This window comes from Shigella flexneri 2a str. 301, from assembly GCF_000006925.2.
Taxonomy (GTDB): Bacteria; Pseudomonadota; Gammaproteobacteria; order Enterobacterales; family Enterobacteriaceae; genus ECMA0423.
Genome location: NC_004337.2, coordinates 678,334 through 701,631 on the forward strand (window position 1 = coordinate 678,334; position 23,298 = coordinate 701,631).

26 protein-coding genes, 1 pseudogene and 2 other annotated features are annotated in these 23,298 nt (G+C 49.5%); of the genes and pseudogenes, 20 read left to right on the forward strand and 7 right to left on the reverse strand.

The features are described 5' to 3' along the window. From rlpB to lipA, 14 genes are all read left to right on the forward strand, one after another. On the forward strand, nt 1–582 hold the full coding sequence (gene rlpB / locus SF0640; RefSeq protein NP_706569.1) for an LPS-assembly lipoprotein RlpB: 582 nt from the start codon (nt 1–3) through the stop codon (nt 580–582). Further along, nucleotides 582–1,613 (forward strand): DNA polymerase III subunit delta, encoded by a 1,032-nt coding sequence (gene holA / locus SF0641; protein ID NP_706570.1) that lies wholly within the window; start codon nt 582–584, stop codon nt 1,611–1,613. The genes rlpB and holA overlap by 1 nt, the downstream gene beginning before the upstream one ends. A gap of 1 nt (nt 1,614) precedes the next feature. After that, entirely contained in the window at nt 1,615–2,256 is a 642-nt protein-coding gene (gene nadD, locus SF0642) for a nicotinic acid mononucleotide adenylyltransferase (RefSeq protein ID NP_706571.1), read from the forward strand. A gap of 23 nt (nt 2,257–2,279) precedes the next feature. After that, the gene (phpB, locus tag SF0643; RefSeq protein ID NP_706572.2) at nt 2,280–2,891 is read left to right on the forward strand and encodes an alpha-ribazole-5'-phosphate phosphatase; all 612 of its coding nucleotides are present in this window, start codon (nt 2,280–2,282) and stop codon (nt 2,889–2,891) included. Nucleotides 2,892–3,150: 259 nt separating this feature from the next. After that, a complete protein-coding gene (ybeB, locus tag SF0644) occupies nt 3,151–3,468 on the forward strand; it encodes a hypothetical protein (RefSeq protein ID NP_706573.2) in 318 nt (105 codons plus the stop codon). A 3-nt stretch (nt 3,469–3,471) separates the two neighbouring features. Beyond that, complete coding sequence (gene ybeA / locus SF0645) at nt 3,472–3,939, forward strand: 23S rRNA (pseudouridine(1915)-N(3))-methyltransferase RlmH (protein NP_706574.1); 468 nt, start codon at nt 3,472–3,474, stop codon at nt 3,937–3,939. A gap of 30 nt (nt 3,940–3,969) precedes the next feature. Beyond that, nucleotides 3,970–5,871, forward strand: coding sequence for a penicillin-binding protein 2 (mrdA, locus tag SF0646; RefSeq protein NP_706575.1), 1,902 nt, complete (start codon nt 3,970–3,972; stop codon nt 5,869–5,871). Nucleotides 5,872–5,873: 2 nt separating this feature from the next. Beyond that, a complete protein-coding gene (gene mrdB, locus SF0647; RefSeq protein ID NP_706576.1) occupies nt 5,874–6,986 on the forward strand; it encodes a cell wall shape-determining protein in 1,113 nt (370 codons plus the stop codon). A gap of 10 nt (nt 6,987–6,996) precedes the next feature. Beyond that, on the forward strand, nt 6,997–8,085 hold the full coding sequence (gene rlpA / locus SF0648) for a rare lipoprotein A (RefSeq protein ID NP_706577.1): 1,089 nt from the start codon (nt 6,997–6,999) through the stop codon (nt 8,083–8,085). A gap of 138 nt (nt 8,086–8,223) precedes the next feature. Beyond that, a complete protein-coding gene (dacA, locus tag SF0649; protein NP_706578.1) occupies nt 8,224–9,435 on the forward strand; it encodes a D-alanyl-D-alanine carboxypeptidase subunit A in 1,212 nt (403 codons plus the stop codon). Between the two features lie 110 nt (nt 9,436–9,545). After that, nucleotides 9,546–9,809, forward strand: a complete 264-nt coding sequence (gene ybeD / locus SF0650; RefSeq protein ID NP_706579.1) for a hypothetical protein — start codon at nt 9,546–9,548, stop codon at nt 9,807–9,809. Nucleotides 9,810–9,975: 166 nt separating this feature from the next. Beyond that, a complete protein-coding gene (gene lipB / locus SF0651; protein NP_706580.4) occupies nt 9,976–10,551 on the forward strand; it encodes a lipoate biosynthesis protein LipB in 576 nt (191 codons plus the stop codon). Between the two features lie 411 nt (nt 10,552–10,962). Continuing rightward, nucleotides 10,963–11,763 (forward strand): DNA-binding transcriptional regulator, encoded by an 801-nt coding sequence (gene ybeF / locus SF0652; protein NP_706581.2) that lies wholly within the window; start codon nt 10,963–10,965, stop codon nt 11,761–11,763. Nucleotides 11,764–11,971: 208 nt separating this feature from the next. Next, entirely contained in the window at nt 11,972–12,937 is a 966-nt protein-coding gene (lipA, locus tag SF0653) for a lipoyl synthase (protein ID NP_706582.1), read from the forward strand. Between the two features lie 100 nt (nt 12,938–13,037). Here the strand turns inward: lipA and tatE are convergent, their stop codons facing one another. Both tatE and ybeM read right to left on the reverse strand, forming a co-directional pair. Continuing rightward, entirely contained in the window at nt 13,038–13,241 is a 204-nt protein-coding gene (gene tatE / locus SF0654; protein ID NP_706583.1) for a twin arginine translocase E, read from the reverse strand. A 128-nt stretch (nt 13,242–13,369) separates the two neighbouring features. Next, nucleotides 13,370–14,158, reverse strand: coding sequence for an amidase (gene ybeM, locus SF0655; protein ID NP_706584.3), 789 nt, complete (start codon nt 14,156–14,158; stop codon nt 13,370–13,372). Between the two features lie 92 nt (nt 14,159–14,250). On the opposite strand from ybeM, the gene ccrB reads away from it, so the two are divergent. Further along, nucleotides 14,251–14,634 (forward strand): chromosome condensation membrane protein, encoded by a 384-nt coding sequence (ccrB, locus tag SF0656; protein NP_706585.1) that lies wholly within the window; start codon nt 14,251–14,253, stop codon nt 14,632–14,634. 53 nt (nt 14,635–14,687) lie between these two features. Here ccrB and cspE read toward each other — a convergent pair whose 3' ends face one another. Beyond that, entirely contained in the window at nt 14,688–14,897 is a 210-nt protein-coding gene (gene cspE, locus SF0657) for a cold shock protein CspE (protein NP_706586.2), read from the reverse strand. 174 nt (nt 14,898–15,071) lie between these two features. Then, nucleotides 15,072–15,632, reverse strand: a complete 561-nt coding sequence (gene pagP, locus SF0658; protein NP_706587.1) for a phospholipid:lipid A palmitoyltransferase — start codon at nt 15,630–15,632, stop codon at nt 15,072–15,074. A gap of 588 nt (nt 15,633–16,220) precedes the next feature. Between pagP and dcuC the strand changes: the two genes are divergently transcribed. Continuing rightward, the gene (gene dcuC, locus SF0659; RefSeq protein NP_706588.2) at nt 16,221–17,606 is read left to right on the forward strand and encodes a C4-dicarboxylate transporter DcuC; all 1,386 of its coding nucleotides are present in this window, start codon (nt 16,221–16,223) and stop codon (nt 17,604–17,606) included. Nucleotides 17,607–17,646: 40 nt separating this feature from the next. Further along, nucleotides 17,647–17,988, reverse strand: a sequence feature (Similar to Escherichia coli K12 sequence similarity to Shigella regulator gi: 1786838 (227 aa). BLAST with identity of 98% in 113 aa. This CDS has been truncated. The sequence has been checked and is believed to be correct.). On the opposite strand, the pseudogene citB reads toward dcuC, so the two are convergent. Together citB and SF0661 are read right to left on the reverse strand one after the other, a co-directional pair. Then, nucleotides 17,647–17,988: pseudogene (gene citB, locus SF0660) on the reverse strand. Its footprint overlaps the feature before it by 342 nt. A gap of 337 nt (nt 17,989–18,325) precedes the next feature. After that, nucleotides 18,326–18,835, reverse strand: coding sequence for a repressor protein (locus tag SF0661; protein ID NP_706589.1), 510 nt, complete (start codon nt 18,833–18,835; stop codon nt 18,326–18,328). Between the two features lie 562 nt (nt 18,836–19,397). Between SF0661 and SF0662 the strand changes: the two genes are divergently transcribed. The 4 genes from SF0662 to SF0665 all read left to right on the forward strand — a co-directional run bounded on the left by SF0662 (nt 19,398) and on the right by SF0665 (nt 22,357). Then, on the forward strand, nt 19,398–20,852 hold the full coding sequence (locus SF0662) for a phage transposase (protein NP_706590.2): 1,455 nt from the start codon (nt 19,398–19,400) through the stop codon (nt 20,850–20,852). Next, nucleotides 20,850–22,113: a mobile genetic element, on the forward strand. (Overlaps the previous gene by 3 nt.) Beyond that, complete coding sequence (locus tag SF0663; RefSeq protein ID NP_706591.1) at nt 20,914–21,216, forward strand: insertion sequence element IS600 transposase; 303 nt, start codon at nt 20,914–20,916, stop codon at nt 21,214–21,216. It overlaps the preceding feature by 303 nt. Next, nucleotides 21,252–22,070 (forward strand): insertion sequence element IS600 protein, encoded by an 819-nt coding sequence (locus tag SF0664; protein NP_706592.1) that lies wholly within the window; start codon nt 21,252–21,254, stop codon nt 22,068–22,070. (Lies within the feature at nt 20,850–22,113.) Continuing rightward, nucleotides 22,082–22,357 (forward strand): hypothetical protein, encoded by a 276-nt coding sequence (locus SF0665; RefSeq protein NP_706593.1) that lies wholly within the window; start codon nt 22,082–22,084, stop codon nt 22,355–22,357. Here the strand turns inward: SF0665 and SF0666 are convergent. Continuing rightward, a complete protein-coding gene (locus SF0666; protein NP_706594.1) occupies nt 22,354–23,295 on the reverse strand; it encodes a bacteriophage protein in 942 nt (313 codons plus the stop codon). The two genes, SF0665 and SF0666, sit on opposite strands and share 4 nt — an antisense overlap. Nucleotides 23,296–23,298: the final 3 nt, after the last annotated feature.

A 23,298-nucleotide genomic window follows, 5' to 3' on the forward strand; every position in this document is an offset into this window, starting at 1 on the left:
GTGCGATATCTGGCAACACTGTTGTTATCTCTGGCGGTGTTAATCACCGCCGGGTGTGGCTGGCATCTGCGTGACACCACGCAGGTTCCTTCCACTATGAAGGTCATGATCCTGGACTCAGGCGATCCGAACGGGCCATTAAGCCGTGCGGTGCGTAACCAGTTACGTCTGAATGGTGTCGAGTTGCTTGATAAAGAAACCACGCGTAAGGACGTTCCATCCCTGCGTTTGGGTAAAGTGAGCATCGCGAAAGATACCGCATCGGTATTCCGTAACGGTCAAACAGCAGAGTATCAGATGATCATGACGGTGAATGCGACCGTGTTGATCCCCGGCCGTGATATCTACCCGATTAGCGCCAAAGTCTTCCGTTCATTCTTCGATAACCCGCAAATGGCGTTAGCGAAAGATAACGAACAAGACATGATCGTAAAAGAGATGTACGACCGTGCTGCCGAACAGCTGATTCGTAAGCTGCCAAGCATCCGTGCTGCGGATATTCGTTCCGACGAAGAACAGACGTCGACCACAACGGATACTCCGGCAACGCCTGCACGCGTCTCCACCATGCTGGGTAACTGATGATTCGGTTGTACCCGGAACAACTCCGCGCGCAGCTCAATGAAGGGCTGCGCGCGGCGTATCTTTTACTTGGTAACGATCCTCTGTTATTGCAGGAAAGCCAGGACGCTGTTCGCCAGGTAGCTGCGGCACAAGGATTCGAAGAACACCACACTTTTTCCATTGATCCCAACACTGACTGGAATGCGATCTTTTCGTTATGCCAGGCTATGAGTCTGTTTGCCAGTCGACAAACGCTATTGCTGTTGTTACCAGAAAACGGACCGAATGCGGCGATCAATGAACAACTTCTCACACTCACCGGACTTCTGCATGACGACCTGCTATTGATCGTCCGCGGTAATAAATTAAGCAAAGCGCAAGAAAATGCCGCCTGGTTTACTGCTCTTGCGAATCGCAGCGTGCAGGTGACCTGTCAGACACCGGAGCAGGCTCAGCTTCCCCGCTGGGTTGCTGTGCGCGCAAAACAGCTCAACTTAGAACTGGATGACGCGGCGAATCAGGTGCTCTGCTACTGTTATGAAGGTAACCTGCTGGCGCTGGCTCAGGCACTGGAGCGTTTATCGCTGCTCTGGCCAGACGGCAAACTGACATTACCGCGCGTTGAACAGGCGGTGAATGATGCCGCGCATTTCACCCCTTTTCATTGGGTTGATGCTTTGTTGATGGGAAAAAGTAAGCGCGCGTTGCATATTCTTCAGCAACTGCGTCTGGAAGGCAGCGAGCCGGTTATTTTGTTGCGCACATTACAACGTGAACTGTTGTTACTGGTTAACCTGAAACGCCAGTCTGCCCATACGCCACTGCGTGCGTTGTTTGATAAGCATCGGGTATGGCAGAACCGCCGGGGCATGATGGGCGAGGCGTTAAATCGCTTAAGTCAGCCGCAGTTACGTCAGGCCGTGCAACTCCTGACACGAACGGAACTCACCCTCAAACAAGATTACGGTCAGTCAGTGTGGGCAGAGCTGGAAGGGTTATCTCTTCTGTTGTGCCATAAACCCCTGGCGGACGTATTTATCGACGGTTGATATGAAATCTTTACAGGCTCTGTTTGGCGGCACCTTTGATCCGGTGCACTATGGTCATCTAAAACCCGTGGAAACGCTGGCGAATTTGATTGGTCTGACGCGGGTCACAATCATCCCTAATAATGTTCCTCCGCATCGTCCCCAGCCGGAAGCGAACAGCGTGCAGCGTAAACACATGCTTGAACTGGCGATTGCCGACAAGCCATTATTTACTCTTGATGAACGCGAGCTAAAGCGCAATGCCCCCTCTTACACTGCGCAAACACTGAAAGAGTGGCGGCAGGAACAAGGACCGGACGTGCCGCTGGCGTTTATTATTGGTCAGGATTCATTGCTGACCTTTCCGACCTGGTACGAATACGAAACGATACTCGACAATGCACATTTGATCGTCTGTCGGCGTCCAGGTTACCCACTTGAAATGGCGCAACCGCAATACCAGCAATGGCTGGAAGATCATTTGACACATAACCCGGAAGATCTTCACCTTCAGCCTGCCGGTAAAATTTATCTGGCTGAAACGCCGTGGTTTAACATCTCGGCGACCATCATCCGCGAACGTTTGCAAAACGGTGAATCGTGTGAGGATTTATTGCCGGAACCGGTATTGACTTACATTAACCAACAAGGCTTGTATCGCTGATACCTGTCGTTACGGAGGGCATGATGCGACTGTGGTTAATTCGTCATGGCGAAACACAAGCGAATGTCGATGGTCTGTACAGCGGTCATGCGCCCACACCCCTGACCGCACGCGGTATTGAGCAAGCGCAAAATCTGCATACACTGCTAGATGATGTTTCCTTTGACTTGGTTTTATGCAGTGAACTGGAACGGGCACAGCATACCGCGCGACTGGTTCTCAGTGACCGCCAGCTCCCCGTTCATATCATCCCTGAACTCAACGAAATGTTTTTTGGCGACTGGGAGATGCGACATCATCGCGACCTCATGCAAGAAGATGCCGAAAACTATAGCGCGTGGTGCAATGACTGGCAGCATGCTATCCCCACGAACGGTGAAGGATTTCAGGCATTTTCGCAACGTGTGGAACGCTTTATCGCAAGGCTTAGTGAATATCAGCACTATCAGAATATTTTAATCGTCAGCCATCAGGGCGTACTGAGTCTGTTAATTGCTCGTTTAATTGGCATGCCTGCCGAGTCTATGTGGCATTTTCGCGTTGACCAGGGGTGTTGGAGCGCCATTGATATCAACCAAAAATTCGCGACGCTACGCGTCCTCAATAGCCGTGCCATCGGGGTCGAGAACGCATGACTTTTCTGTTTTTTTACGGGTAAGCCGCAACGACCATTGACAGCCCCGGGCAGGCTGATATTCTCCGCAGCCAGACTTTTTCCGCCAGACACGACTTTGTAGAAATTGTTTTACAAAAATGGCGATGCAATCTGCGGCGCGGGGTGGGATGATAGCCCACTTTCGAAAGCCGATTCGGCGACAATTGTCCCGAAATCGCCTCTGGTTCAGGTATACTGACAGACCATTTTTATCTATTTGATTCACCCAGGGGGAAAACTTGCAGGGTAAAGCACTCCAGGATTTTGTTATCGACAAAATTGATGACCTCAAAGGTCAGGACATCATCGCCTTAGACGTTCAAGGCAAATCCAGCATCACCGACTGCATGATCATCTGTACGGGTACGTCCAGCCGTCATGTTATGTCCATTGCTGACCACGTTGTGCAGGAGTCTCGCGCAGCGGGCCTGTTACCGCTCGGCGTAGAAGGTGAAAACAGCGCCGACTGGATTGTCGTGGATTTGGGCGATGTGATTGTCCATGTCATGCAGGAAGAGAGCCGTCGCCTGTATGAACTGGAAAAACTCTGGAGTTAATGCGTGAAGCTGCAACTTGTCGCCGTGGGAACGAAAATGCCGGACTGGGTACAAACCGGTTTTACCGAGTACCTGCGTCGTTTTCCGAAAGATATGCCCTTCGAGCTGATTGAAATTCCGGCCGGCAAACGCGGCAAGAATGCGGACATCAAGCGCATACTCGACAAAGAGGGTGAGCAGATGTTGGCGGCCGCAGGCAAAAACCGCATTGTCACCCTCGATATTCCAGGCAAGCCCTGGGATACGCCGCAGTTAGCCGCTGAGCTGGAACGCTGGAAGCTGGATGGTCGCGACGTAAGTCTACTGATTGGCGGGCCTGAAGGGTTGTCGCCTGCCTGTAAAGCGGCGGCTGAGCAGAGCTGGTCGCTGTCGGCGCTTACCCTCCCCCATCCGCTGGTTCGCGTGCTGGTCGCAGAGAGTCTGTACCGGGCGTGGAGCATCACCACCAACCATCCTTATCACCGTGAGTGATAAGGGAGCTTTGAGTAGAAAACGCAGCGGATGAAACTACAGAACTCTTTTCGCGACTATACGGCAGAGTCCGCGCTGTTTGTGCGCCGGGCGCTGGTCGCCTTTTTGGGGATTTTGCTGCTGACCGGCGTGCTTATCGCCAACCTGTATAATCTGCAAATTGTTCGCTTTACCGACTACCAGACCCGCTCTAATGAAAACCGCATTAAGCTGGTGCCTATCGCGCCCAGCCGCGGCATTATCTACGACCGTAACGGTATCCCTCTGGCCCTCAACCGCACTATCTACCAGATAGAAATGATGCCGGAGAAAGTCGATAACGTGCAGCAAACGCTGGACGCTTTGCGCAGCGTGGTAGATCTGACCGATGACGATATTGCTGCATTCCGAAAAGAGCGCGCACGTTCACACCGTTTCACCTCTATTCCGGTGAAAACTAACCTAACCGAAGTACAAGTAGCTCGCTTTGCCGTCAATCAGTACCGTTTTCCGGGTGTCGAAGTTAAAGGCTATAAACGTCGTTACTATCCTTACGGTTCGGCGTTGACCCACGTCATCGGCTATGTGTCGAAAATCAACGATAAAGACGTCGAACGCCTGAATAATGACGGCAAACTGGCCAACTATGCGGCAACGCATGATATTGGTAAGCTGGGCATTGAGCGTTACTATGAAGACGTGCTGCACGGTCAGACCGGTTATGAAGAGGTTGAAGTTAACAACCGTGGGCGTGTTATCCGCCAGTTAAAAGAAGTACCACCGCAAGCCGGACACGATATTTACCTGACGCTGGATCTCAAACTCCAGCAATATATTGAAACGCTGCTGGCGGGTAGCCGCGCAGCTGTGGTTGTTACCGAACCGCGTACAGGTGGGGTGCTGGCGCTGGTTTCCACGCCTAGTTATGACCCAAACCTGTTTGTTGACGGTATCTCCAGCAAAGATTATTCCGCCTTGCTGAACGACCCGAATACACCGCTGGTGAACCGCGCCACACAGGGGGTTTATCCTCCCGCGTCTACAGTTAAACCCTATGTGGCGGTTTCGGCATTAAGCGCCGGGGTGATCACGCGCAATACGACGCTGTTTGACCCAGGCTGGTGGCAACTACCAGGGTCGGAAAAACGTTATCGTGACTGGAAAAAATGGGGCCACGGGCGTCTGAATGTCACAAGATCGCTGGAAGAATCTGCGGATACCTTCTTCTATCAGGTGGCCTACGATATGGGGATCGATCGCCTCTCCGAATGGATGGGTAAATTCGGTTATGGTCATTACACCGGTATCGACCTGGCGGAAGAACGTTCCGGCAACATGCCTACCCGCGAATGGAAACAGAAACGCTTTAAAAAACCGTGGTATCAGGGTGACACCATTCCGGTTGGTATCGGCCAGGGTTACTGGACAGCGACCCCAATCCAGATGAGTAAGGCACTGATGATCCTGATTAATGACGGTATCGTGAAGGTTCCGCATTTGCTGATGAGCACCGCCGAAGACGGCAAACAGGTGCCATGGGTACAACCGCATGAACCGCCCGTCGGCGATATTCATTCCGGTTACTGGGAGCTGGCGAAAGACGGTATGTACGGTGTTGCTAACCGCCCTAATGGTACGGCGAATAAATACTTTGCCAGCGCACCGTACAAAATTGCGGCGAAATCTGGTACCGCTCAGGTCTTCGGTCTGAAAGCGAACGAAACCTATAATGCGCACAAAATTGCCGAGCGTTTACGTGACCACAAACTGATGACCGCCTTTGCGCCATACAACAATCCGCAAGTGGCTGTCGCCATGATTCTGGAGAACGGCGGCGCGGGTCCGGCGGTTGGTACGCTGATGCGCCAGATCCTCGACCACATTATGCTGGGTGATAACAACACCGATCTGCCTGCGGAAAATCCAGCGGTTGCCGCAGCGGAGGACCATTAATCATGACGGATAATCCGAATAAAAAAACATTCTGGGATAAAGTCCATCTCGATCCCACAATGCTGCTGATTTTACTGGCATTGCTGGTTTACAGCGCCCTGGTTATCTGGAGCGCCAGCGGTCAGGATATTGGCATGATGGAGCGTAAAATCGGCCAAATCGCGATGGGTCTGGTCATCATGGTGGTGATGGCGCAAATTCCTCCACGCGTTTATGAAGGCTGGGCCCCCTATCTCTATATCATCTGTATTATTTTGCTGGTGGCGGTAGATGCTTTCGGAGCCATCTCTAAAGGCGCTCAACGCTGGCTGGACCTCGGTATTGTTCGTTTTCAGCCGTCGGAAATTGCCAAAATAGCCGTACCACTGATGGTTGCGCGCTTTATCAACCGCGACGTTTGCCCGCCATCGTTGAAGAATACTGGCATCGCGCTGGTGCTGATATTTATGCCCACGCTGCTGGTGGCTGCACAGCCTGACCTGGGAACATCAATCCTCGTTGCGCTTTCCGGTCTGTTTGTACTGTTCCTCTCTGGCCTTAGCTGGCGTCTGATTGGCGTCGCAGTAGTGCTGGTAGCGGCGTTCATTCCGATTCTGTGGTTCTTCCTGATGCATGATTACCAGCGCCAGCGCGTAATGATGCTCCTGGACCCGGAATCAGACCCACTCGGCGCGGGCTATCACATTATTCAGTCTAAAATTGCTATTGGCTCCGGCGGATTACGCGGCAAAGGCTGGCTGCACGGCACTCAGTCACAGCTTGAATTTCTCCCCGAACGCCATACTGACTTTATCTTCGCGGTACTGGCGGAAGAGCTGGGATTAGTGGGCATTCTGATTCTGCTCGCTCTCTACATTCTGCTGATCATGCGCGGGCTGTGGATAGCCGCCAGAGCGCAAACCACCTTTGGTCGCGTCATGGCTGGTGGCTTAATGCTGATATTATTCGTTTATGTCTTCGTAAATATTGGTATGGTAAGCGGTATTCTGCCGGTTGTAGGGGTTCCGCTCCCACTGGTCAGTTATGGAGGATCGGCGCTAATTGTGCTGATGGCTGGGTTCGGGATTGTAATGTCAATCCACACCCACAGGAAAATGTTGTCGAAAAGCGTGTAACCGGTGCGCAATGCGTAAGCAGTGGCTCGGGATCTGCATCGCGGCAGGAATGCTCGCGGCATGTACAAGCGATGATGGTCAGCAACAGACGGTAAGTGTACCGCAGCCTGCGGTATGTAACGGCCCCATAGTTGAAATTAGCGGGGCGGACCCGCGTTTCGAACCACTGAACGCGACGGCAAATCAGGATTACCAGCGCGACGGTAAAAGCTACAAAATCGTGCAGGATCCGTCTCGATTTAGCCAGGCGGGACTGGCGGCAATCTATGATGCCGAACCAGGCAGTAACCTGACGGCCTCTGGCGAAGCTTTCGATCCGACAAAGCTGACGGCGGCCCATCCAACGCTTCCGATCCCCAGCTACGCCAGAATCACTAACCTGGCTAACGGGCGAATGATCGTGGTGCGCATTAATGATCGCGGCCCTTACGGCAACGACCGCGTTATTTCGCTTTCTCGCGCGGCAGCTGACCGTCTTAACACGTCAAACAACACCAAAGTTCGTATCGATCCGATTATTGTCGCCCAGGATGGTTCGCTTTCTGGTCCTGGTATGGCTTGTACCACAGTCGCCAAACAGACTTACGCCCTGCCTGCACCTCCCGATTTAAGCGGTGGCGCGGGAACAAGTTCAGTGTCTGGCCCGCAGGGTGACATTCTTCCGGTCAGTAATTCGACGCTAAAAAGCGAAGATCCGACCGGCGCGCCGGTAACCAGTAGCGGTTTCCTCGGCGCTCCAACGACCTTAGCGCCTGGTGTACTGGAAGGCAGCGAACCGACGCCTGCGCCACAGCCCGTTGTTACAGCTTCGTCGACAACGCCTGCAACCTCGCCTGCAATGGTGACACCGCAAGCCGCCTCGCAAAGCGCCAGCGGCAACTTTATGGTGCAAGTCGGGGCCGTAAGCGATCAGGCTCGTGCGCAACAGTACCAACAGCAACTGGGACAGAAGTTCGGCGTCCCCGGTCGCGTAACTCAAAATGGCGCGGTCTGGCGGATCCAGCTTGGCCCATTCGCCAGCAAAGCCGAAGCCAGTACCTTGCAGCAACGTTTGCAAACCGAAGCCCAATTACAGTCATTTATTACTACCGCGCAGTAGCGTAAAGCAGGCATCTGATGTGTCAATTTCTGTAAATGACGTTAACAAAGTCACGCGGAAAGTCAGATGCCTGCCGGTAGTGCATTTGCTATAGTAGGGCACTTTTTTAATTCCATCACGGATGTCGTAGTTCAGACCATGAATACCATTTTTTCCGCTCGTATCATGAAGCGCCTGGCGCTCACCACGGCTCTTTGCACAGCCTTTATCTCTGCTGCACATGCCGATGACCTGAATATCAAAACTATGATCCCGGGTGTACCGCAGATCGATGCGGAGTCCTACATCCTGATTGACTATAACTCCGGCAAAGTGCTCGCCGAACAGAACGCAGATGTCCGCCGCGATCCTGCCAGCCTGACCAAAATGATGACCAGTTACGTTATCGGCCAGGCAATGAAAGCCGGTAAATTTAAAGAAACTGATTTAGTCACTATCGGCAACGACGCATGGGCCACCGGTAACCCGGTGTTTAAAGGTTCTTCGCTGATGTTCCTCAAACCGGGCATGCAGGTTCCGGTTTCTCAGCTGATCCGCGGTATTAACCTGCAATCGGGTAACGATGCTTGTGTCGCCATGGCCGATTTTGCCGCTGGTAGCCAGGACGCTTTTGTTGGCTTGATGAACAGCTACGTTAACGCACTGGGCCTGAAAAATACCCACTTCCAGACGGTACATGGTCTGGATGCTGATGGTCAGTACAGCTCCGCGCGAGATATGGCGCTGATCGGCCAGGCATTGATCCGTGACGTACCGAATGAATACTCGATCTATAAAGAAAAAGAATTTACGTTTAACGGTATTCGCCAGCTGAACCGTAACGGCCTGTTATGGGATAACAGCCTGAATGTCGACGGCATCAAAACCGGACACACTGACAAAGCAGGTTACAATCTTGTTGCTTCTGCGACTGAAGGCCAGATGCGCTTGATTTCTGCGGTGATGGGTGGACGTACTTTTAAAGGCCGTGAAGCCGAAAGTAAAAAACTGCTAACCTGGGGCTTCCGTTTCTTCGAAACCGTTAACCCACTGAAAGTAGGTAAAGAGTTCGCCTCTGAACCGGTTTGGTTTAGTGATTCTGATCGCGCTTCGTTAGGGGTTGATAAAGACGTGTACCTGACCATTCCGCGTGGTCGCATGAAAGATCTGAAAGCCAGCTATGTGCTGAACAGCAGTGAATTGCATGCGCCGCTGCAAAAGAATCAGGTCGTCGGAACTATCAACTTCCAGCTTGATGGCAAAACGATCGAGCAACGCCCGCTGGTTGTGTTGCAAGAAATCCCGGAAGGTAACTTCTTCGGCAAAATCATTGATTACATTAAATTAATGTTCCATCACTGGTTTGGTTAAAAATTGAACACTTGAAAGTGTAATTTCCGTCCCCATATACTAAGCATCAGTAAAAAAACTCCCGCCTTCTGGCGGGAGTTGCTATTTAATTACGTTACGCCGGAGCTGACATGAAAACCAAACTTAACGAACTGCTTGAATTCCCTACTCCTTTTACTTACAAAGTTATGGGGCAGGCGTTACCTGAGCTGGTTGATCAGGTGGTTGAAGTGGTACAGCGCCATGCGCCAGGTGACTACACCCCAACGGTAAAACCAAGCAGCAAAGGCAACTACCACTCGGTATCTATCACTATCAACGCCACTCATATCGAGCAGGTTGAAACACTGTATGAAGAACTGGGCAAAATCGATATTGTCCGCATGGTTCTGTAACTCGCTTCTCCGTTACCCGGCTCCTGGTCGGGTAACTCCCCTCTCCTCGCTGTGATATACTTTTCCCCCACTTTTACTCATTCTCCACGGAGATGCCGTTTTGTATCAGGATAAAATTCTTGTCCGCCAGCTCGGTCTTCAGCCTTACGAGCCAATCTCCCGGGCTATGCATGAATTCACCGATACCCGCGATAATAGTACCCTTGATGAAATCTGGCTGGTCGAGCACTATCCGGTATTCACCCAAGGTCAGGCAGGAAAAGCGGAGCACATTTTAATGCCGGGTGATATTCCGGTGATCCAGAGCGATCGCGGTGGGCAGGTGACTTATCACGGGCCGGGACAACAGGTGATGTATGTGTTGCTTAACCTGAAACGCCGTAAACTCGGTGTGCGTGAACTGGTGACCTTGCTTGAGCAAACAGTGGTGAATACCCTGGCTGAACTGGGTATAGAAGCGCATCCTCGGGCTGACGCGCCTGGTGTCTATGTCGGGGAAAAGAAAATTTGCTCACTGGGTTTACGAATTCGACGCGGTTGTTCATTCCACGGTCTGGCATTAAACGTCAATATGGATCTTTCACCATTTTTACGTATTAATCCTTGTGGGTATGCCGGAATGGAAATGGCTAAAATATCACAATGGAAACCCGAAGCGACGACTAATAATATTGCTCCACGTTTACTGGAAAATATTTTAGCGCTACTAAACAATCCGGACTTCGAATATATTACCGCTTAATTCCATACATCAATGGCCCAATTTACACTGGGTCATTACTCATAATACCTGCTAATGCTTTACATCTCCTTCGCGTTTGTATATTTTCTTTATCACTTGCAGAAATGCGGTGCCACGCCTTGCTCCGTAACTCACCCCATTGATTAACCTATTGAAATAGTTGATTATGGTGAGCAAAAGCGTTCCGTTCCAATTAGACATAAGATTATTGTAATTTTTTAAATATTATTTTTCCATGAATAAAATTGGAGTAAGTGCGTGGATAGTAATAATCAAATTGAACCCTGTTTAAGCAGAAAGTCGTCAGAAGGTAAACCACAAATATTTACAACCTTACGAAATATTGATCTTAACCTTCTGACTATTTTTGAAGCTGTATATGTACATAAAGGGATCGTTAATGCAGCGAAAGTGCTTAATCTGACCCCCTCGGCAATCAGTCAGTCTATTCAGAAACTGCGCGTTATATTCCCTGACCCATTGTTTATTCGCAAAGGCCAGGGTGTCACTCCTACCGCATTTGCGATGCATCTACATGAGTATATCAGTCAGGGCCTTGAGTCCATTCTTGGCGCGCTGGATATCGAAGGAAGCTATGATAAGCAACGAACGATAACTATTGCGACCACTCCCTCGGTCGGAGCCCTGGTCCTTCCTGTCATCTATCGGGCGATTAAAACTCACTATCCGCAGCTTTTACTGCGCAACCCGCCCATCAGCGACGCGGAAAACCAACTCAGTCAGTTTCAAACCGATCTCATCATCGATAACATGTTTTGCACCAATCGTACGGTGCAACATCATGTTCTGTTCACCGACAATATGGTGTTAATTTGCCGCAAGGGAAATCCACTACTCTCTTTAGAAGATGACAGAGAGACTATCGACAACGCTGCGCATGTACTTCTGTTACCGGAAGGGCAAAATTTCAGCGGTCTGCGGCAGAGAGTTCAAGAGATGTTTCCGGACCGGCAAATCAATTTCACCAGCTACAACATTTTGACAATCGCTGCACTGGTTGCCAACAGTGACATGTTAGCGATTATTCCCAGCCGTTTTTATAACCTGTTTAGTCGTTGCTGGCCGCTGGAAAAACTGCCTTTTCCGTCCTTAAATGAGGAGCAAATAGATTTCTCTATCCACTACAACAAATTCATCCTGCGTGATCCCATCCTGCACGGAGTAATAGATGTTATCCGTAATGCATTTTGAAAAAGTATTGTTACAGCCAGATCACAGCGCAGAACGATAAAATGGCACAATCCAACAACAATTTTACATTTTCGCGACCGCTTTGGCTGCTTTCAGGTCCGTTTCAATGATATACTGCCAGTCGTTAATTCAAAAATAGTTGATAATTACAACAATCTATTGAATTGAAACGCTTTCCTTCGTAATTCGCAACTGGAACACGCACGCTATGAGTAAACCCATTGTGATGGAACGCGGTGTTAAATACCGCGATGCCGATAAGATGGCCCTTATCCCGGTTAAAAACGTGGCAACAGAGCGCGAAGCCCTGCTGCGCAAGCCGGAATGGATGAAAATCAAGCTTCCAGCGGACTCTACACGTATCCAGGGCATCAAAGCCGCAATGCGCAAAAATGGCCTGCATTCTGTCTGCGAGGAAGCCTCCTGCCCTAACCTGGCGGAATGCTTCAACCACGGCACAGCAACGTTTATGATCCTCGGCGCTATTTGTACCCGCCGTTGTCCGTTCTGTGATGTTGCCCACGGTCGCCCGGTAGCTCCTGATGCCAATGAACCAGTGAAACTGGCGCAGACCATTGCCGATATGGCGCTGCGTTATGTGGTTATCACCTCCGTTGACCGTGATGACCTGCGCGATGGCGGTGCCCAACACTTTGCGGATTGTATTACTGCCATTCGGGAAAAAAGCCCGCAAATCAAAATTGAAACTCTGGTGCCGGATTTCCGCGGTCGAATGGATCGTGCTCTGGATATTCTGACTGCAACGCCCCCAGATGTGTTCAACCATAACCTGGAAAACGTACCGCGTATTTACCGGCAGGTACGGCCTGGCGCAGATTACAACTGGTCGCTGAAGCTGCTGGAACGCTTTAAAGAAGCGCATCCGGAAATCCCGACCAAGTCTGGTCTGATGGTGGGTCTGGGTGAAACCAATGAAGAAATTATTGAGGTAATGCGCGACCTGCGCCGTCATGGTGTGACGATGTTAACGCTGGGGCAATATTTGCAGCCAAGCCGCCATCACCTGCCGGTTCAACGTTACGTTAGCCCGGATGAGTTCGACGAAATGAAAGCCGAAGCGCTGGCGATGGGCTTTACCCATGCTGCATGCGGTCCGTTTGTCCGCTCTTCTTACCACGCCGATTTGCAGGCGAAAGGAATGGAAGTTAAGTAATCCTGTAATAATTACTTACATCTGTCTGATAAAAAACCCGCTTTTTGAAGCGGGTTTTTTGTATCGAACAAGATATTGAGGGAGCGTCCTGCTCGCCACGTCACTCTTTATGAGAGAGCTTTTCAGCCTGAAGATCAACGTCTGCGCCTTTTTTCGCCGCAGCATCGTCATCATTCATCGCCTTCTTGAACCCTTTAATGGCCGCTCCAAGGTCTCCGCCCAGCGTACGTAACTTCTTAGTCCCAAACAGCAGAACGACCAGCGCCGCAACTACCAGCAGTTTGGTAATACTAATCTCACCCATAGATACCTTCTTGACATATAACCGGCAACAGAACGCGCCTTAAAAACCAGAGAATATTAACGGTCATTCGACGCGCGCACACAATAGCAATCTGTAACAAGGTGAATCAAGCGCCGAGTAAAAAAACATCATAATAATTGCGGCGGCGCAAAGCGACGGTTGTTTAAGATGGGCAGTTGCGCGCGCACCTGACGCACACGTTCGGGCGTCACTTCCGCCATAATGAGTGCAGGCATTTCTGACGCTGCCGCAATGGTGACGCCAAAGGGATCTATAATCCGGCTTTGCCCGATATTTTTGTTCCCGCACTCCCCCGCCGCCACCATATAACAGGTGGTATCCAGCGCACGAGCGGCAAGCAACGTTGACCAGTGATGCTCTTTGAGCGGCCCACGAACCCAGGCGGCAGGAAGTACCAGGATTTCAGCTCCCTGTAAAGCCTGTGCCAGCGCCAGCTCTGGAAAGCGTAAGTCATAACAGGTCATCAGACCGACCTTCATCCCTTCCACCTCCAGTAACGGAGCTATTTCATTACCAGCATCAACATGGCGTGATTCCTGAATGGCAAATGCATCATAGAGATGCAGTTTGGCATAACGGGCGACGATGTTTCCTGCCTGAAGTGCCACCAGCATATTCCATGCGCGCCCCGGCGTTGAAGGAAGATGAATCGTCAGAATTGTCGTCATCATGTTACGTTTACTTTCTCGCCGTAAACGTCCGAGGAATTCGCCTTCCAGCAGCTGTGCTGATTTAACCGATAGATCTGCATCATGATCATCGCGCGCCAGCAATGCTTCCGGCAGGACAAACAGCGATACGTCGTTTTCCGCCGCCTGCGCCATCAACGAGGCACAAATCTCAGCGTTCTTTTCCCACACAGATGTAACAGCAAACTGTCCTGCAGCAACCAGCATTGCCACCTCCTGTCAGAGTCGTAAAATTCGCCAACGACGATTATTCGGCGTTACACTTATCACTCATACAAATCAAATAGCAGGATTTTGCAGTGTTACAACTTCTTTTAGCAGTTTTTATTGGCGGTGGTACGGGAAGCGTAGCGAGATGGCTGTTAAGTATGCGATTTAACCCGCTGCATCAGGCGATTCCGTTGGGGACGCTGGCAGCAAACCTGATTGGGGCATTCATCATAGGAATGGGATTCGCCTGGTTCAGCAGGATGACGAACATTGATCCAGTGTGGAAAGTATTAATCACCACCGGATTTTGTGGCGGTCTAACAACCTTCTCAACATTTTCGGCAGAAGTGGTGTTTTTGTTACAAGAGGGCCGCTTTGGCTGGGCATTACTGAACGTTTTCGTCAACCTTCTGGGGTCTTTTGCCATGACCGCACTGGCATTCTGGCTGTTTTCGGCCTCAACCGTACACTAAAGACCAAAAAAAACCCGCTGATTAAGCGGGTTTTGAATTCTTGCTGACGTATCTTACAGAGCGATTACGTTTGCAGCAGAAGGGCCTTTGGCACCGTTAGTGATTTCGAACTCTACGCGCTGACCTTCAGCAAGAGTTTTAAAACCATTAGTCTGGATTGCAGAGAAGTGTACGAACACGTCTTTGCTGCCGTCTTCCGGAGTAATGAAACCGAATCCTTTGGACTCATTAAACCACTTAACGTTACCTTTAATCTTAGACATCAAAATTACCTTTACATGAAAAATAGACACAAATGCTGTGTCGGTTATCAGTACACCAATTGTGGTACGCTTTGTCCAGTGCAACTTTACTAAAAAGTGATAAAAGTCGCGTTATTTTTGATGTTGCTTATTTTAGTTGTTGATTTTAAAGAAGTTACTAAAACTTCATTTGTCTCAAAACTGAAAGCGCATCCAGGCAAAGTACACATTGCCATTGTTGTAGGTACCCGGAATGTAGGTCATCTGAAAAGTCACTGGGCCATAACCCACGGAGGCCAATGGCAGTAGAACCGGGAGAGGGATGTAATTCCAGTTATCGCGTGCCGTTACGCCAGCGGTGAATCCCAGACCTAAATGAAAATTTTCATCCGCCAGCGGTCGCCAGGTACTTTCCCATCCGTATCCGGCAATCGGTTCCCATTTGTTCCACGAGTCCTTAAATGCCATGGCATACAGGCCATGCCAGTTTCCTTTTTCATCCCAACGCGACAGGCCAAAACCGCCACCCCACGGTCGCTCGTTATAGCGATCGGTTTTTTCTTTGTCGTAAGCGAAACGTGCATGCCAGGTGATGGCAGGAATATATAAATCATAATGTTCAGGCTGTTGCCAGGTTTGTGCAATATTTTCTCTAAACGTTGTCATCCTCTCATCTGCGTTAGCAAAAACTTTACCAACGCTGATTAACTGAATAAAAACAAAGGAAAAGATAGCGACATATTTACTCACGTTCATTTGTGACCATAAAACATTTATCAAAAATCTACTACTAGCATAGCAAAGCTACAATTAACATAACCTTAATAGACCCAACATAAAGAATAATCTGAATAGCTGCTCTATTTATTTCCGCTTGTTCAAGTTAAATATTTCCGCGCATCGATTAAAGATGATGCGTCGTTTTCTGCGATGGGAATAGTCAAAAAAGAAAAACCAAGTCTTTTTTGATGACAAAATGCAATCAAGGAAAAATTATTTTATTTTTTTTACGAGATACAACAATCATCTTAACGAAGTATATAATATATATCGTCAACCCATGCTCATATTAGATTATTTTTTGAGCGCACAGCCGCAGCTAACACCATTGCAATTAACAAATTTGCATCAATCCACCATCAATTTACACACATTATTATGTGATAATTGCCAACCGCTAAATATGCGTTTTGTTATCTATGTATAAAAACAGCAACTTCAATGTCTTAATGGCAGTTTTTCTTGATTTTAATCAGCATTCATCGCCAATTTATTGGGCATATTTTTTCCTTAAGCTTTAGGAAGTTTTTATTATTTACTTTGGGCCTGGAGACAGGAAAAATTATGCTGACATTCATTGAACTCCTTATTGGGGTTGTGGTTATTGTGGGTGTGGCTCGCTACATCATTAAAGGGTATTCCGCCACTGGTGTGTTATTTGTCGGTGGCCTGTTATTGCTGATTATCAGTGCCATTATGGGGCACAAAGTGTTACCGTCCAGCCAGGCTTCAACAGGCTACAGCGCCACGGATATCGTTGAATACGTTAAAATATTACTAATGAGCCGCGGCGGCGACCTCGGCATGATGATTATGATGCTGTGTGGCTTTGCCGCTTACATGACCCATATCGGCGCGAATGATATGGTGGTCAAGCTGGCGTCAAAACCATTGCAGTATATTAACTCCCCTTACCTGCTGATGATTGCCGCCTATTTTGTTGCTTGTCTGATGTCACTGGCCGTCTCTTCCGCAACCGGTCTGGGTGTTTTGCTGATGGCAACCCTGTTTCCGGTGATGGTAAACGTTGGTATCAGTCGTGGCGCAGCAGCTGCCATTTGTGCCTCCCCGGCGGCGATTATTCTCGCACCGACTTCAGGGGATGTGGTGCTGGCGGCGCAGGCTTCCGAAATGTCGCTGATTGACTTCGCCTTCAAAACGACGCTGCCTATCTCAATTGCTGCAATTATCGGCATGGCGATCGCCCACTTCTTCTGGCAACGTTATCTGGATAAAAAAGAGCACATCTCTCATGAAATGTTAGATGTCAGTGAAATCACCACCACTGCCCCCGCGTTTTATGCCATTTTGCCGTTCACGCCGATCATCGGTGTACTGATTTTTGACGGTAAATGGGGTCCGCAATTACACATCATCACTATTCTGGTGATTTGTATGCTGATTGCCTCCATTCTGGAGTTCCTCCGCAGCTTTAATACCCAGAAAGTTTTCTCTGGTCTGGAAGTGGCTTATCGCGGGATGGCAGATGCGTTTGCTAACGTGGTGATGCTGCTGGTTGCCGCTGGGGTATTCGCTCAGGGGCTTAGCACCATCGGCTTTATTCAAAGTCTGATTTCTATCGCTACCTCGTTTGGTTCGGCGAGTATCATCCTGATGCTGGTATTGGTGATTCTGACCATGCTGGCGGCAGTCACGACCGGTTCAGGCAATGCGCCGTTTTATGCGTTTGTTGAGATGATCCCGAAACTGGCGCACTCTTCCGGCATTAACCCGGCGTATTTGACTATCCCGATGCTGCAGGCGTCAAACCTGGGTCGTACCCTATCACCCGTTTCTGGCGTAGTCGTTGCGGTTGCCGGGATGGCGAAAATCTCACCATTTGAAGTCGTAAAACGCACCTCGGTGCCGGTGCTTGTTGGGCTAGTGATTGTTATCGTTGCTACAGAGCTGATGGTGCCAGGAACGGCAGCAGCGGTCACAGGCAAGTAAATAGTAATGCCGGAGGCAAGTTTCCTCCGGCTTTATCATGTCACCCACTGTGGTATATGCGTTGTGGTCTGCCAACTTTGCCGTGAACAATTTCAGCAATAATCAGATGGCGGCTGGCGCAATATTCAAGATAACGCCTGGCAGTGGTGCGGCTGATGGTCAGTGCCTGCGCCACCGTTTCTGCCGTATGTTGCACACCAGGCTCTTTAAACAGTTTTCGCACCGCGTTTAGCGTCAAGGGGTCAATGCCGGTCGGCAGTTCGTCTTTGGGTTCACCGCGAGCATAGGCATTAAACATCTCATCAATTTGCTTCTGGCTGGCGCTATCAATACTTTCCAGCATATGTTTACGCTGGCGGAAACGGGTTAGCGTTTGCCCCAGTGTATTGATTCACTTGAAGTACGAAAAAACCGGGAGAACATTGGATTATTCGGGATCTGATGGGATTAGATTTGGTGGGGCTTGCAAGCCTGTAGTACAAATTTTAGGCGTTAACCAATGAAACGCGAAAGATAGTAAAAAATTGCTTTTGTTTCATTGAAAAAACGAAAAACAAAAACACTATAAATCATTTCAATCATAGCTTCAAAAAACGTTCAAAACCGATAACAACCAGGCTGTCACCAAATGACTCATATCACAAATCAGCTCATGCCGTTTAGGTATGTTACATGTGTGATTATGTGAGGTGAAGTATGTTTTAGCTGGCTCATGGTTGTTATACGGCTTTTTTCGCATCTTGTGGTTCCAACAAAGGAGCTACAGGCTCTTCCTGTTTATGAACACCATACATTGACAAAATCTCTTGGCGAGTTTCTGGAGGTAATTTATGCAGCGCCAAAGCTGTTTGTAGTGTTTGGCGATCAATACCCAGCGTTGCCAATAGGGTGTCAACGGAGATGGAGGGGCGTTCTTGCATTAATCCGGAAAGCCCATATTTAGCCATGTTTAGCTCTATCTCTCGGACTTCATTTTCTCCTAGTTTATTGATTAACAGGGAGAACATTTTCAATGTATCAGCATTCATTTCTTCGATAGCAATTTTTTGCATAGCCGGTATTGCCGGGATATATTCAACCCCAGGCCCGCGACGCCCTTCTTGTGAACGCTTCGGCCATCCTTCTTTCTTTGCTCGTTTATGCACCCCCTGTATTGTCCCAGGCATTCCATCCAGTTCAGTAATTTGTTTGGGTGTCATCCACTGGTTTATCTCATTTGCGCTTTTCATAAACTAAGTTTACCAGATTTATCTATATAAAAATCAATGGATTACAAAATAAACCACATTAACTGATATAAACCGGTTTGGTTTATTTGGTAATGTATAAAACAGATAATCAAGACGAATTATTTGTTTTGGTAACCCTTTATCATACGCAATATGGTTGGTGTGCGAAAGATGAGTAACGATTGGCATCGGGCCGACGTGATTGCGGCCCTCAAAAAAACAGGAACCCCTCTGGCAAAATTGTCCAGACGTTCAGGTTATTCAACCGGGACGCTTGCAAATGCATTAGTCAGGCCATGGCCTAAAGGTGAACGCATTATTGCTGACGCCTTAAACATGAAACCTGAGGAAATTTGGCCTAGTAGATATCTAAGGGATCACAATGAGAGAGTGGATATCAGCAATTGAATGCATGGGTTTATCTGGTTTACCTGGTTCATTAATGGGGGTTCACAAAAGAGCTCAGAGAGAAGGATGGCTCAAGAGAAGAAGAGAAGGAATTAGAGGGGTTGCTTACGAATACCATATATCTTCTCTTCCTAACATTGCTCGAGCTGAAGTTTTGCTCCAACAAGGAAAATTTAAAACCAGTCAGGGATGTTTTGAAATCGCCCGCCCCACGCTGGAAGCTCATGATTATGATCGTGAGGCACTATGGAGCAAATGGGATAAAGCCAGCGATTCCCAGCGCAGCCTGGCTGAAAAATGGTTGCCCTCAATTCAGGCCACAGACGAAATGCTGAACCAGGGGATTTCAACGAAAACGGCTTTTGCGACCGTTGCAGGGCATTACCAGGTCAGCGCATCCACTTTGCGGGACAAGTATTACCAGGTACAGAAGTTTGCGAAGCCTGACTGGGCGGCTGCACTTGTTGATGGACGTGGAGCATCCCGTCGCAATGTTCACAAAAGTGAATTTGACGAGGATGCCTGGCAGTTTCTGATTGCAGATTATCTGCGACCGGAAAAACCCGCCTTCCGCAAATGTTATGAGCGTCTGGAACTGGCAGCCCGCGAGCATGGCTGGAGTATTCCCTCCCGTGCCACGGCCTTTCGCCGGATTCAGCAACTGGACGAGGCAATGGTTGTTGCCTGTCGTGAAGGTGAACATGCACTGATGCATCTGATACCGGCACAGCAGCGAACTGTGGAACACCTGGACGCCATGCAGTGGATCAACGGCGACGGTTATCTGCATAACGTCTTTGTACGCTGGTTTAACGGTGATGTGATCCGTCCGAAAACATGGTTCTGGCAGGATGTGAAAACCCGAAAAATTCTGGGCTGGCGCTGCGATGTGAGCGAGAACATTGATTCAATTCGCCTCTCGTTCATGGATGTTGTGACTCGCTACAGTATCCCGGAGGATTTTCACATCACCATTGATAACACCCGTGGTGCTGCGAATAAATGGCTGACGGGAGGCGCGCCCAATCGCTACCGCTTTAAGGTAAAAGAGGACGATCCAAAAGGACTGTTTTTACTGATGGGTGCGAAAATGCACTGGACAAGCGTTGTTGCCGGTAAAGGCTGGGGCCAGGCAAAACCTGTTGAACGTGCTTTCGGTGTTGGTGGGCTTGAGGAATACGTTGATAAGCATCCGGCACTGGCTGGCGCATATACGGGGCCAAATCCGCAGGCAAAACCTGATAACTATGGCGACCACGCTGTTGATGCAGAGCTGTTTCTGAAAACCTTTGCCGAAGGTGTGGCGATGTTCAATGCCAGAACAGGCCGTGAAACAGAAATGTGCGGGGGCAAACTCTCGTTTGATGATGTTTTCGAGCGTGAATACGCCAGAACGATTGTGCGTAAGCCAACCGAAGAACAAAAACGGATGCTGTTACTGCCTGCCGAGGCGGTGAACGTTTCACGCAAAGGCGAGTTTACGCTTAAAGTTGGCGGCTCCCTTAAAGGCGCGAAAAACGTTTATTACAACATGGCATTAATGAATGCCGGAGTGAAAAAAGTTGTGGTCAGATTTGATCCACAGCAGTTACACAGCACGGTTTATTGAGATAGCCTGAGTTTAACGGACACTCCTTCCTGAAATAGAATGGCATCAGAAGGAGCTAATAATGAGCAGAAAAACCCAACGTTACTCTAAAGAGTTCAAAGCCGAAGCTGTCAGAACGGTTCTTGAAAATCAACTTTCGATCAGTGAAGGCGCTTCCCGATTATCCCTTCCTGAAGGCACTTTAGGACAATGGGTTACCGCCGCCAGAAAAGGGCTCGGTACTCCTGGTTCCCGCACGGTGGCTGAACTGGAATCTGAAATTCTGCAACTGCGTAAGGCGTTAAATGAAGCTCGCCTTGAGCGCGATATATTAAAAAAAGCAACAGCGTATTTTGCACAGGAGTCGCTGAAAAATACGCGTTAATCGAACAATGGCGACAACAATTTCCCATTGAAGCGATGTGTCAGGTATTTGGTGTATCCAGGAGCGGTTATTACAACTGGGTACAGCATGAACCCTCAGACAGAAAACAAAGTGATGAGCGGCTAAAACTGGAGATTAAGGTGGCACATATCCGCACTCGCGAAACATATGGAACCCGGCGGCTCCAGACGGAGCTGGCAGAGAATGGCATCATCGTTGGTCGTGACCGACTGGCATGTCTTCGTAAGGAGCTGAGGCTACGCTGTAAGCAGAAACGCAAGTTCAGAGCGACTACGAACCCGAACCACAATCTGCCAGTTGCGCCAAATCTGCTGAACCAGACGTTCGCTCCTACAGCACCAAATCAGGTCTGGGTGGCGGACCTGACGTATGTTGCCACACAGGAGGGATGGTTGTACCTCGCTGGCATCAAAGATGTTTATACGTGCGAAATTGTCGGCTACGCCATGGGAGAGCGCATGACAAAAGAGCTGACAGGTAAAGCCCTGTTTATGGCGCTCAGGAGCCAGCGCCCACCTGCCGGGCTAATCCACCACTCTGATCGAGGTTCACAGTACTGCGCATACGATTACCGGGTCATACAGGAGCAGTCTGGTCTGAAAACATCAATGTCGCGTAAAGGTAACTGTTACGACAACGCTCCGATGGAAAGCTTCTGGGGAACGCTGAAAAATGAGAGCCTGAGCCACTATCGTTTTAATAACCGGGATGAAGCCATCTCAGTAATACGGGAATACATTGAGATTTTCTACAATCGTCAGCGTCGTCACTCTCGTCTGGGGAATATCTCCCCGGCAGCCTTCAGGGAAAAATATCATCAGATGGCTGCTTAAAAAAAGAACAAATGGTAGTGTCCGCTATTGCCAGTACACCTCAATTCTTTGGCATTTTTTACCTCGTTACGCGCGTCTGTGGCTTTGCCAACGGATACTTCCGCGTGCGCACGAGTGAACCAGTGCGTGGCAACGTCTTCCTCCACAACATGACGGCCTTTAACAAACTCGCGCCGAGAACCGTCGGGAAGCGTGAGCACAAACGGGGTATGTACGTGTATTACTGCATCATTTTTTGCCATCGGGTCATCCTTAATGGCCCCGCCAGGGGGCCATGTGGCTGTTAAATGCCATCAACGTACGAAATGGTTTCTTTGTACACTGGCTCGACTGCACCCAGCTTGCCGTAGTAAGTGACGATCTGATACAGACCGCGATACTGCACCGGCACGCTCTGAAGCGGAACCAGCGGGTAGCGGACGTATTTTTTATCGTTGGTGTACGCAACTATGCGATCCTTATTCCCCACACCACGGCCTTTCAGCCATTTAACCGCGCGGATATTCAGCGGAACACCGTTCTGGTGATAGCTGATGGTGTTGGTCTGAAGGTTCGTCAACAGGGACTGGTTACCTGCAGATGAAACGATGATGCTGGACAACAGAGCAAACTGCTCAGGCGGGATCAGCAAATCACGCGGAACCACAGAGTAACCAGAAGCGGCCCACGCATCAGACAGCACCTGGTTAATGCTTGCGCGGATTTCGTCCGGTGTTGAGGTTGCCCACGTTTTGGCAGCGTTGTTGACAGGCACGCCGTCCAGGGTAACAAGGCCTTTCAGGTTTAATGCGGAATCGCCAACATATACCTGTTCATCGTTATCCATCTGCCATTTCAGTTGCATACCGTCATACTTCTGCGTATCAATCGGGCGGCCGACCTGCTGAGCAGCCTGCAATTCTATGACCGTCCAGCCAAGTTCCATCCCCCACAGGTTCAGCGGGTTACCGGATTTGCCGATATCCACGTTCACGCCAGCAATAGCGGTTGAGTCTTTGCCTACCCAGTTTTTTCCATTCGGATTTGCGCCAGTACCCGCAGCGGCGAAGCTGGTATTCGTCCAGCTGGAAATGTCATCTGCGATGGAGGCGTCTTCACGCAGTTGAATATCGCGGCTCCAGGTGTACCCCACCAGTGGCAGGTTCAGCGTCTGGTCGAGTCTCTCCAGCTCCCCGATGAGAAAGGCACCAGAGCTGTCAACGGTTGCCTGATCAAAAGTAATCATTCG

Excerpts from the sequence above, each read along its gene's own strand:
- ybeD (NP_706579.1), top strand. The coding sequence starts at position 9,546 with ATGAAAACCAAACTTAACGAACTGCTTGAATTCCCTACTCCTTTTACT.
- lipA (NP_706582.1), top strand. The coding sequence starts at position 11,972 with ATGAGTAAACCCATTGTGATGGAACGCGGTGTTAAATACCGCGATGCC.
- pagP (NP_706587.1), bottom strand. The coding sequence starts at position 15,632 with ATGAACGTGAGTAAATATGTCGCTATCTTTTCCTTTGTTTTTATTCAG.
- dacA (NP_706578.1), top strand. The coding sequence starts at position 8,224 with ATGAATACCATTTTTTCCGCTCGTATCATGAAGCGCCTGGCGCTCACC.
- SF0666 (NP_706594.1), bottom strand. The coding sequence starts at position 23,295 with ATGATTACTTTTGATCAGGCAACCGTTGACAGCTCTGGTGCCTTTCTC.
- dcuC (NP_706588.2), top strand. The coding sequence starts at position 16,221 with ATGCTGACATTCATTGAACTCCTTATTGGGGTTGTGGTTATTGTGGGT.
- rlpA (NP_706577.1), top strand. The coding sequence starts at position 6,997 with ATGCGTAAGCAGTGGCTCGGGATCTGCATCGCGGCAGGAATGCTCGCG.
- cspE (NP_706586.2), bottom strand. The coding sequence starts at position 14,897 with ATGTCTAAGATTAAAGGTAACGTTAAGTGGTTTAATGAGTCCAAAGGA.
- SF0663 (NP_706591.1), top strand. The coding sequence starts at position 20,914 with ATGAGCAGAAAAACCCAACGTTACTCTAAAGAGTTCAAAGCCGAAGCT.
- SF0661 (NP_706589.1), bottom strand. The coding sequence starts at position 18,835 with ATGAAAAGCGCAAATGAGATAAACCAGTGGATGACACCCAAACAAATT.
- SF0664 (NP_706592.1), top strand. The coding sequence starts at position 21,252 with ATGTGTCAGGTATTTGGTGTATCCAGGAGCGGTTATTACAACTGGGTA.
- mrdB (NP_706576.1), top strand. The coding sequence starts at position 5,874 with ATGACGGATAATCCGAATAAAAAAACATTCTGGGATAAAGTCCATCTC.
- holA (NP_706570.1), top strand. The coding sequence starts at position 582 with ATGATTCGGTTGTACCCGGAACAACTCCGCGCGCAGCTCAATGAAGGG.
- SF0665 (NP_706593.1), top strand. The coding sequence starts at position 22,082 with ATGGTAGTGTCCGCTATTGCCAGTACACCTCAATTCTTTGGCATTTTT.
- nadD (NP_706571.1), top strand. The coding sequence starts at position 1,615 with ATGAAATCTTTACAGGCTCTGTTTGGCGGCACCTTTGATCCGGTGCAC.
- lipB (NP_706580.4), top strand. The coding sequence starts at position 9,976 with ATGCATGAATTCACCGATACCCGCGATAATAGTACCCTTGATGAAATC.
- tatE (NP_706583.1), bottom strand. The coding sequence starts at position 13,241 with ATGGGTGAGATTAGTATTACCAAACTGCTGGTAGTTGCGGCGCTGGTC.
- ybeM (NP_706584.3), bottom strand. The coding sequence starts at position 14,158 with ATGCTGGTTGCTGCAGGACAGTTTGCTGTTACATCTGTGTGGGAAAAG.
- phpB (NP_706572.2), top strand. The coding sequence starts at position 2,280 with ATGCGACTGTGGTTAATTCGTCATGGCGAAACACAAGCGAATGTCGAT.
- mrdA (NP_706575.1), top strand. The coding sequence starts at position 3,970 with ATGAAACTACAGAACTCTTTTCGCGACTATACGGCAGAGTCCGCGCTG.